Source organism: bacterium (assembly GCA_021108215.1).
GTDB lineage: Bacteria > Oederibacteriota > JAAXVQ01 > JAAXVQ01 > JAUVAV01 > JAIORK01.
On the sequence record JAIORK010000038.1, the window covers coordinates 17,938 to 28,109 of the forward strand.

The 10,172-nt window shown below is 43.6% G+C and carries 9 protein-coding genes; all 9 read right to left on the reverse strand.

Going from position 1 to position 10,172, the window contains the following annotated elements; genetic code table 11:
* Window positions 1–16: 16 nt before the first annotated feature.
* Complete coding sequence (locus K8S19_09200; GenBank protein ID MCD4813850.1) at window positions 17–913, reverse strand: hypothetical protein; 897 nt, start codon at window positions 911–913, stop codon at window positions 17–19.
* 4 nt (window positions 914–917) lie between these two features.
* Complete coding sequence (locus tag K8S19_09205) at window positions 918–1,475, reverse strand: hypothetical protein (protein ID MCD4813851.1); 558 nt, start codon at window positions 1,473–1,475, stop codon at window positions 918–920.
* Window positions 1,476–1,528: 53 nt separating this feature from the next.
* Window positions 1,529–2,254, reverse strand: a complete 726-nt coding sequence (gene kdsB, locus K8S19_09210) for a 3-deoxy-manno-octulosonate cytidylyltransferase (protein ID MCD4813852.1) — start codon at window positions 2,252–2,254, stop codon at window positions 1,529–1,531.
* A gap of 71 nt (window positions 2,255–2,325) precedes the next feature.
* A complete protein-coding gene (gene rfaE2 / locus K8S19_09215) occupies window positions 2,326–2,832 on the reverse strand; it encodes a D-glycero-beta-D-manno-heptose 1-phosphate adenylyltransferase (GenBank protein ID MCD4813853.1) in 507 nt (168 codons plus the stop codon).
* Complete coding sequence (gene rfaE1, locus K8S19_09220; protein ID MCD4813854.1) at window positions 2,829–3,827, reverse strand: D-glycero-beta-D-manno-heptose-7-phosphate kinase; 999 nt, start codon at window positions 3,825–3,827, stop codon at window positions 2,829–2,831. The genes rfaE2 and rfaE1 overlap by 4 nt, the downstream gene beginning before the upstream one ends.
* Before the next feature lie 4 nt (window positions 3,828–3,831).
* The gene (gene gmhA / locus K8S19_09225) at window positions 3,832–4,425 is read right to left on the reverse strand and encodes a D-sedoheptulose 7-phosphate isomerase (protein ID MCD4813855.1); all 594 of its coding nucleotides are present in this window, start codon (window positions 4,423–4,425) and stop codon (window positions 3,832–3,834) included.
* 114 nt (window positions 4,426–4,539) lie between these two features.
* The gene (locus K8S19_09230; GenBank protein ID MCD4813856.1) at window positions 4,540–5,292 is read right to left on the reverse strand and encodes a M48 family metallopeptidase; all 753 of its coding nucleotides are present in this window, start codon (window positions 5,290–5,292) and stop codon (window positions 4,540–4,542) included.
* Window positions 5,289–8,474: an HsdR family type I site-specific deoxyribonuclease gene (locus tag K8S19_09235; protein MCD4813857.1), complete on the reverse strand. Its 3,186-nt coding sequence runs from the start codon at window positions 8,472–8,474 to the stop codon at window positions 5,289–5,291. The genes K8S19_09230 and K8S19_09235 overlap by 4 nt, the downstream gene beginning before the upstream one ends.
* A 3-nt stretch (window positions 8,475–8,477) precedes the next feature.
* Window positions 8,478–9,944 carry a hypothetical protein gene (locus tag K8S19_09240; protein MCD4813858.1) on the reverse strand — a complete coding sequence of 489 codons (1,467 nt, stop codon included), beginning with the start codon at window positions 9,942–9,944 and terminating at the stop codon, window positions 8,478–8,480.
* Window positions 9,945–10,172: the final 228 nt, after the last annotated feature.

Here is a 10,172-nt window from a genome sequence, read left to right on the forward strand (position 1 = left end):
AAAACGTAACTGTCTCTTAAGCGGGGTTAGGATATGCCCAAACCCGGTTTTGTTCCATATAAAAAAACAGCTCCTTTTTCGCCGTCTGGGTTGTTGTGGCGGAACGCTCAAACGATGTTGATGTTCTAGTTGACGTCAATGAATGAAAAGGTGTGTGTGTTACTGAAGCTGTCCTACTGGGTGAAGGTAAAATTGTTGTCAAAGATGTCGGTGTCAGTGTCAAAGTTGAGATAGCAGTTCGAGTTGCAGTCAAAATCAGGCTGGGTGTCATACTCGGTGAAATTGTTAGTGTTGACGAAGGGGTTATACTCGGTATTGATGTAGGTGTTGAAGAATTTGTAGGCGTCAGAGTGGGTGTGCAAGTGGCAGTATTGGTAGGTGTAAATGTGTAGGTAAAATCTCCTTGAACAACAACAAAATCAACTACAATGCTTTCCTCGATAGGCCAACCAAAGGCATTTATGCGAATAACAACATTTAGCGTTTGTGTCCCATGCAATCCTGTTCGTGTTGGAATATCAAAAAAATACAAACCCGGCGATGTCTCTTCGCCAAGCAAATACTCTACGCTTCCCCTACGAACACCTATTTGAAATGTTCCGCCCCCTAAAAAAACATCGCTAACACGAACATAAAGTTCGTTATATAAATCAACATCAAACTCCAGGATGGTTCTCGATACATATCCTAAATCGTTCCCTGCATCCACAATCGCATATCCGTCAGTTAAAGAATAGTAGATGTCAATGCCATGATTCTGCCAATTTGCAGGTTGCTGACCATGTATTCCTCCGCTGAAACCATCATAGAACAAATCGACTGCGTGTAAATAATTGACTACTCCAAATAATGCCACAAAAACCATCATCGCGATTTTAATACTAATGAGAAAATAAAAGTGTTTTCCGAACATTTTGTTATATCTCCAACATTTTTTTAAATCTTGCCCTATTAAGAAACACGCTTTCTTTTTCAACACGGTAATCATAATTACCCGGTTCAAAACGCATTTGATAACTGCCATCCGCTTGGGTCAACGCACGAAGTGTCTGACTGGTGACATAGGCGCTCACCGTTGCACCCTCTACAACAGGCGACCCGGTTTCAAGGGATGTGACCACACCACTCATTAGTGAACCAATATAAACACTGGCATTGATGGTATTTACCTTGCCAGGCTCAATAGGTTTATACCTACAATAATCAGCATAGCCAGTTCGGGTTACACCAATATCGGTACTAGTTTTTAATTCATAACAGTCAAAATTTTCAATAACATATCTTCCTTGCTCGTCTGCATAAACACTGTTTGGACTGTTGTCCACCCAGATCCAGGAAAAAGCACATGGCGTATTGTTACTCTCATCCCAGATCACACCCATGGCAGTGGTGGTCACTGCTTGGCCGGAACCAGCCATAGTCATAAACAATCCAAGGGTGATCGCTAGCCTGGTAATATTCTTTTTTAATTTCATAAAATCACCATCTGCTTTCCGGCCGGAATACATGGTGTGAGGGAATGAAGGAATTATTTCCGGGCCTTGATCATTCGTTTGGCTTGTTGCAAGTCAGCCGGGGTGTCAATCGAGAGCAAAGGGCGGCTGACCGGACAGACCTTGATGGCAACCCCCATTTCTAATGCGCGCAGCTGCTCAAGCTGCTCGCTTTTTTCCAAAGGGGTTTGCTTCCATTTCGCAAATTCCAGTAAAAAAGCGCGCCGATAGGCGTAAATGCCAAGATGCAGTAAAAAAGATTTATGGTGGGTGCTCCGGATATAGGGAATGGGTGAACGGGAAAAATAGAGTGCATGTCCATCAAGCGTACAGACGACTTTAACTGAATTGGAATTTCTGACTTCCCGGTCAGGCAAGGGTGCCGCCAGAGTACTCATTTTCAGTTGCTTGTCTTTTTGAAACGGCGCAACCAGCTTATCAATATAGGCCGGCGGAAGAAACGGCTCATCGCCCTGAATATTGACAATAAGGTCACCGGTAACACGGGCAGCCACTTCAGCCAACCGGTCCGTCCCGGTAGCACACTGGGGTGAGGTCATAATCACCTCACCGCCAAAGGACAAAACAGTATCAAAAATCCGCTGATCATCCGTCGCAACCATTAAACGGGATAATTTTTTTGCTTTGGAAGCCTGGCGCCAGACCCGCTCGATCAATGTCTTGCCGTTGAGATCTGCCAAGGGTTTGCCCGGCAGCCGGGTGGAACCCCAGCGTGCCGGAATCACTCCGATAATCCGCATAGAACATCCTTTTTGTTTGATAAAATCCACAGACTGCGATAATGTTCCAATCATCCCTGCCGCTTCATGACTCAGTCGCGATAACGGTCACAAATCGTTTGAATAATGGCGGAAGTACTGCGACCTTCCACCAGCGGAATATTGACCACCGACCCACCCAGTGCCTCGACCGTATCTTTGCCAATGACTTTTTCCTTGGGCCAATCCGCCCCTTTCACCAACACATTGGGTTTGATGGTTTCGATCAATTTTCCGGGATCAACTTCGTCAAACAGCACCACCACATCTACGCACTCCAGCGAGGCTAAAAGCTCGGCACGCTCTGCCTGATTAAGAATCGGTCTTTTTTCCCCTTTAATTTTCCGAACCGAGGTGTCTGAATTCAACCCTACGACCAACGCACTCCCCATTTTCCGGGCTTCCGCCAAATAACGAACATGCCCTTGGTGGAGAATATCAAAGCATCCATTGGTAAAAACAATCTTACGGGATTTTTTTGTCCAGTCCTCAATAAGCTCCGCTGCAGCCTCTGCGGAAATAATCTTACTTGCAGCTGTGCGGGGAATGCCAAGAATCATTTCCACGGCTCTTCTCCAATCCGTTTTTTCAGTTCAGCCTGGGTGGTGGTGGCAACCCCCACCTCCCCCACGGTAATCCCTGCCGCGCAATTGGCTGCCACGGCCGCTTCTTTAAAACTCCCGCCGGATGCCAATGCCAGTGTCAATGCCGAAATAACCGTATCCCCTGCGCCGGAAACATCATAGACTTCTTGTGCCACCGTATGAATATGCGATGTCCCGGATTTGGCTTCAAACAAAGACATGCCTTCTTCGCCGCGCGTAATCAAGACCGCCTCACACTGCAATGATTCCAGCATCTTTTTTCCGGCCTTGAGCAGGCTGGCGCGGTTGGTAATCGGCATCGCGGCTGCAATTGAGGCCTCGCTCTGATTAGGCGATATCAAGGTCACCCCGCGAAACTTGAAAATGTTCTGGGGTTTCGGGTCACCGGTGATAACTTTATTGTATTGCCTGGCCAGTGAAATAACGCCCTGCGAAAGGGATTCCGTAAGCAGACCTTTATTATAATCGGAAATAATCACACCATCTACTTGCTTCATCAATTTTGCGATTTTGGTTAAAATTTCAGTGATAATCGCAGGTCTTAAATTACCGGCAGACTCCCGGTCAATGCGCACGACTTGCTGGGAATGGGCAATGACGCGGGTCTTGGTGATCGTGGGCCGCGACCGGTCCTCTAAAATCAAATCCGTATTGACACCCTCTTTTTTCAACAGGGCTTTGATCCGGTGACCGGTGGCATCCCGGCCCACCACCCCGGCTAAAATAACCTTCCCGCCCAAGGCGGTAATATTTTTGGCCACATTGGCCGCACCACCCGGCAAAGCACTCTCTTTATTAACATGGACCACGGGAATGGGTGCTTCCGGGGAGATACGGGAAACGCTTCCCCAAATATATTCATCCAGCATCACATCCCCCACCACCAGGATTTTTTTATTGCTGAATTTATTAACCAGTCGCTTTAAATGAGCTGCTTGGACCTGTTTCATACCGCTAGTGTTCCTCCTCTGGGGGAAAGACCATGGTTTCGATAAGTTTACAGAGAATATGCCCCATGGCCAAATGAATTTCCTGGACCCGCATGGTATTGGATGATGGCACAGATAAAACCACATCGGAAAGTTCGTTCATCTTGCCGCCCTCGCCGACAAAGCTGACAACTTTCATCTGCTTCTGCCGCGCTGCTTGCATGGCCCCGATCACATTGGCCGAATTGCCGGAAGTACTCAACCCCAGCAGGACATCACCTGGCTGACCCAAGGCCTCCACCTGACGTTTAAACACGTTTTCAAAACCATAGTCATTGGCAATCGCAGTCAATGCCGAGGTGTCGGTGGTCAATGCAATTGCCGCTATGGCCGGACGTTCCCGTTGATACAGCCGCGCGACCAATTCAGTGGCATAATGCTGCGCATCCGCCGCTGAACCGCCATTACCGCAAATCAATAGTTTGTGTCCGGTTTTTATCGCCTCGGATATTAAAAACGCCGCCTGGGTTAGCGGCTTAGGCAATACCTCCGCCGCTTTCTCACGCAGGGCAATCCCGGCAATCAATTCCTGCCGGGCGAGTTCTTCCATTGCAGACATAGTTCCTCCATAAAATGCTTTTTAATTTTTCTGATTTTACACATTTTTCCATCACTATCCAAGTGAATAAAACACGACCTGTTCAGAAATTCAAATATTTTCTTTTCTCCATTTTTACAATACCACTTCTTCCAACTGTTTTTTTCGGTTTTCCCAATCCGGAAGATACTTTGTCAGAAAATTATAAAACCGTTTGTCATGCTGAGGGTATTTCAAATGACACAATTCATGTAGCACAACATATTCTATACACGATAGGGGTGCTTTAATTACCTCATAATTGATTGTAATTGTCCCTTTGGGTGAGCAACTTCCCCAGCGTTTTTGCATCCAGCGAAATTGTACTTTTGGCACACTATCCAATCGCTTTTTCAGCACTGAATAATAAGCATCTATTTTTTTCAGTATAATTTTCTTTGCATGTTCTTCGTACCATTGTTTCATTTGTTCATTGACGCCCGTATTTAGGGTACCGGTCGCCCTTACAGATAAAATAGATACGTTAAAAAACCGCCCAACCAATTTCACATGTGATGTTTTTCCCGGGTAACTTTTCAGACGATACTGTCTCCCCAGGTAATAATGTGTTTCTCCATTCAAATACTTTCTGGGAGACTGTGGAAGCGGCAATCGCTTAAAATAATCAATCTGCTTCACGATCCAGGGCATTCTTTTTCTTATGCCTATAATTAATTCTTCCTGCCGGCTCCCTTCATATTGCCCGGGTGCTTTTACCATCACTTGCATGTCAGGCCACACGGTCACATTAACGTATTTCCGGTTTTGATAGAAAACCTGAACTTTCACCTGCCTGCTGCCGTACGCCATCAATAGCGGCGCACATTGAGTCCCTGTCAACTTTTTCATGGACGTTGTACCTTGGCAATATGAATACATTTATCCATCATGTCATCAATCGCATCCAGCTCCACTTTCAATCCCTGCTCATCCTGAAAATCAAACAGGCTGTCTTCCATGGCATTTCGCATTCTATTTTTGACATCATCATTATCACCCCAGTTGACAATGCGGTTGCTTTCGATGTCATGCTCAATGGTTAAAGACAATTGTGCAATAATCCCCGAGTCTATCTCCCGGACTTTATCTACCACTTCCTTTAACACGCCGAAATAAGCTTTGGCAACATCATGGTTTTTAATGACTTCCGGAATATCATCCCCTGTCCGATTGATAACAGCATCCTTATACCGCATCATTGTTTCCAGGTATTCCCGTTCACCCATCCGCTTGCTATGAAAGGCGGCAATGGCATCCTGCAATAACTGTGAAAACCGTTTATAAAAAACCGGATCTTCATCCATATGGATGTTAATCGCACGTTGTGTCCGGTGGGCAATCGTATCCGCCTTGGCGCCTTCACCACTGACTTTTGCCACTTCCTGATCAAAAGCTTCCTTATTAAAAATATTCACCAACGGTGTGATTTTTTCAATCGCGCCGGCTTTGACATGCGTATCAAGCAACTTTTGGATCTTAGATTCATACTCACCATAATCAATTACCTCAGAATAACGGTGCCGCACGGATAAACGCAGCTTCGAGAAAAAGACCAAATCTTTTTTATAGATTTCAATTTTTTCTTCCGGCGTTTCCTGATGAAAACGAAGACTTGAAAAAGCCAGGCTCATGAGACGGGCATAGCCGGACAAACGGTCATAAAAACAATACCGCCTTGCTTCATCACCCAGATGCTGTTCCAGGGCACCAACATCAAATTTATTTGGAACCTCTTTGAAAACATCCCAAAGCATGCTGTGTTTTTGGGGAATCTTCGCAATTTCTTTGGAAATATCTACAATCATATCCTGCAAATCATCCTGATCATATTCAGCCAGAGCGCGATACAATTCCAGGCTCTGATCAAGGTTTTCCAACACACCGCTGTAATCAATAATCAAACCATATTCTTTCCCTTCGAACAACCGGTTGACCCGGGCAATGGCCTGCAACAAAGCATGGTCTTTCAGCGTCCGGGTCAGGTAGAGCACACCATTACAGGGCGCATCAAATCCTACCAACAACTTATCTACAACAATGATAATTTCCGGATCTTTCGAATTTTTAAAATTATTGATAATATTGTCATTGTATTTTTTTTCATTGCCATGGATGTCCATCATCCGCTTCCAGAAAACTTTTATCTCATCTGTATGTTCTCCATAGATATCTTCCTCACCTTCCCGGTCATCCGGACCGGAAATAACAACTTCAGAAGAGACCATGCCGAATTCATCCAGGTAAGATTTATATTTCAATGCCGCCGATTTGCCGGGTGTCACAAGTTGTCCCTTTTGATTGGTTCCCTTGAACGTCTCTTTAAAGTGAATACTAATGTCCCAGGCTGTCTGCATAATTTTTTGCTCGGTTTTGTTGATCTGATTGGCACTGCTAAACTTGCGCTTCAAATCAGCAATCTGCTTTTTCGTCAACTGGTCGGTGATGCGCTCAAACCAGGCATCAATGGTTTCTTCATCTACTTCCTGAATCACATGCCGGCCTTCATAGAGAAGCGGCACAACTGATTTATCCTTCACCGCCTGATCCATGGTATACGTATCAATAATGCCGCCGAATTTTTCCATGGTATTTTTCTCGCGCTTGACAACCGGTGTTCCGGTAAAAGCAATATAGGCGGCTTTTGAAAATATTTGACGCATATTGACATGGCGCACTTTATACTGGCTGCGCTGTGCCTCATCAACCAGCACAAAAATATCCGGACTGTCATTACGAATCAATTCGTTTTTGACAATTGATTCGAATTTATCTATAACCGTTGTAATGATTTGCCGGCCCCGGTCCTGAATTAATTCCGCCAAGTGTTTGCCCGTAGTCGCCCTGGCAACGGTTTTTCCGCAGTCAGTAAACGTTTTTTTTATTTGCCCATCAAGGTTGATGCGATCCGTAACCAAAATTATTTTATAATCACTGTCAATACCCATGAGTGCAATGGCTTTGGCCAGATAAACCATGGTGAGCGATTTCCCGCTGCCCTGCGTATGCCAAACCACACCACCCCGACGGGCACCGTCTTCATCATACTCCTTAATTCTTTCAATCATGCCATACACACAAAAGTATTGCTGGTAGCGAGCAATCTTTTTGTCTTTACCATCATAGAGCATAAATTGATACGTCAATTCCAGCAACCGCTTTGGCTGACACAGCGCATAGAGCAGTCTGTCCTGTTCCGTCACTTTGCGGGATACTGTTCCGTAAGGTGCTTCATCTTCTTTTGCCACCCAGCCTGCATTACCATAAATCTCATCAATCTGCTCTTTGTTCAGTGCCATTTCACACTTTTTTGCTACATCCTCTTCAAATCCTTTATCCGCTTCCCGCCAAATTCCCCAAAATTTCTTAGGCGTTCCGACAGTGCCATACATCGCTTGATTGACTGATATGGAAAGAAGTATTTGACTGAAGACATATAACTTCTGGATTCCTTCCCCTTGCTGGTTGCGTAAATGCTGCGATATGGCTTCCCCCATAGGGTCTTTGATACTCGAAGATTTGCATTCAATAACACTCAACGGAACACCATTCACGAAAAGTACGATATCAGGCCGAAAGATAGATTTATTGTCTTCACAGAGAACCGACATTTCATCAGTCACATGATAAATATTATTCTCAGGATTCTGCCAATCAATGAAATTGAGTGTGAAGCTCTTGGTATTACCTTCAATGGTTTGAACAAAACTTTTTCCCAGACATAACAGATCGTAAATCTTCTCATTAGTACGAACCAACCCGTCAATCAGCGGTTCTTTCAATGCCTGGATAGCGCTGTGGATATTACCCTCAGAAAAGGGGTGGGATTTGCCCTTGTACTCAATACGGTTGTTCTTTTGCAGCCACTTTGTCAGAACCCCTTCCAACAACACCTGGTCTGTCCTGCCGCCCCGCATCCGCCGCGCCTCTTCAGGTTTTATATATGTATACCCAAGGTTTTGCAGCAAATGCAAAGCCGGGAGCTTGGAGAGATGCAGTTCGTCGAATTCAGGGGTGGTGTTGATAGATTCCATTTACTATTTCCCACCTCCAACTTTAATATTTATGCTTTTCCATAGTTTTTCCAACCATTTATATTTCGTGATGATTTTCTTTCCCTTCTTTAGATCTTGCTTATCGTAATCAGCGTATTTAAGTGTGCCCTTTTCCACATTTCTAATTAATTCCGAAATCATAGCATTTCGAGAAGCTGGTTTAAGTATTCCGAGTATTTCGAGAACATCTTCCAAGCGTCGTTCTTTTAATCTTAACTGGTCGTTCTCGTTAATGAAGCATTCAAAAAATATCCCCTTTATAAAATTCTCAGGCCACTCCATTTTCTCAGCAAAAATCTGGTCAATCAATTGATATGCTCTGGCAGCACCACCATCTGCAGCTTGTAATACATTTCTGCCTAACTCAATTTGTTGTTCAAGTTTTAAATCATTCATTCCCTCCCAACCATTTTGTACAATGATATCTATAGCTGAATTTTGAATATAAAAATTATGCGACTTCAAAGCATCAATTACGGCTTCAAAACATGTCACCAATCTCAAATTACCTGCTCTTACAGTTTCAATCGCATTTTCATCTAAACATTTGCTATATCGTTCTTTTTGCCTACTCGACAAACAACTCCTATCTTGCAGATGCTCAAGAACATTTAAATACTTTGGTTGTTCTTCACAATGACCTATCAAATATCCAACAATATAATCTTGGGCATCTCTTCCGATTTCCGAAAATAATTCCCAATCACAAAATATTCCCATACAGGTTTTAGGATATTTCCTGACAATTGCATGCCATTCATCTTTTTTAAAATCCCCAACACAACCAATAGTTAACAATGTTTGTGAAAACCACACTCCCCTCCTAAATTGCTTCCCAAAAGAAGAATCATAAGAATCTTTTTCTAATTCTTTCCAATATTTTGTTAGTAACCATTTATATGTTCCCTCATCAATACGAACGCTTATTTCTTTCGTGAAATCTTCTACGGTTTTTCGTAAATCATCAATGTAATCAGGATCACCCAACATATCCTTAATTAATTTTTGTGCAAATCCTTTATTTAGTTTGACCGGACGCGAAAGCACATATTCAACGACTGACGATGCTGCATGTTTTACTTGTTCTGGAGACGGCGCTTTTTCATATGGGTGTCCAAAAATACAACGCATGTTATAAATGTGTTCCAGCACCAAAAAAGAAGCGTCATCTACAAAACCATATTTATTCGCATGGTCCAGCACATAATAATCTACAGCTTTTTTATTACTCTCTTTAGTTTGAATTTCACCAACTATTTTACCTGCTTCGGAATCACGTTTCAGCGCTTCATGAAATCGTCGCTTGAGGGATTCAGCGCAAGATAACCAGATCATTATGTACGCCGCCCTCAGCGCTCCGCAATCCGCCGACTTTATAGCTTCTTCAAAAAGGGGTTTATCTTCAGGTGCAAGAATCTGGTTTAGATACTTAGTGAGATCAACTTTCATTGGTTCCCCCAAACATTCGTTGTTGCAGCATCATAAAAATTAATTTCTATTTTTTTCTTTTTCCTTAAATCAATTAATTGCTGAGCCCTGCTAATTATTGTTTTATTAGCTGATTCTTTCGGCGAACCATATAATGAAATAAATACATTTCCAATCCTACTTCGCTTAATTGCCCCGTTTTCTCAGCGATAGTGACCTCAAGCCCAAGGGAGAATTAACTATTCAGGA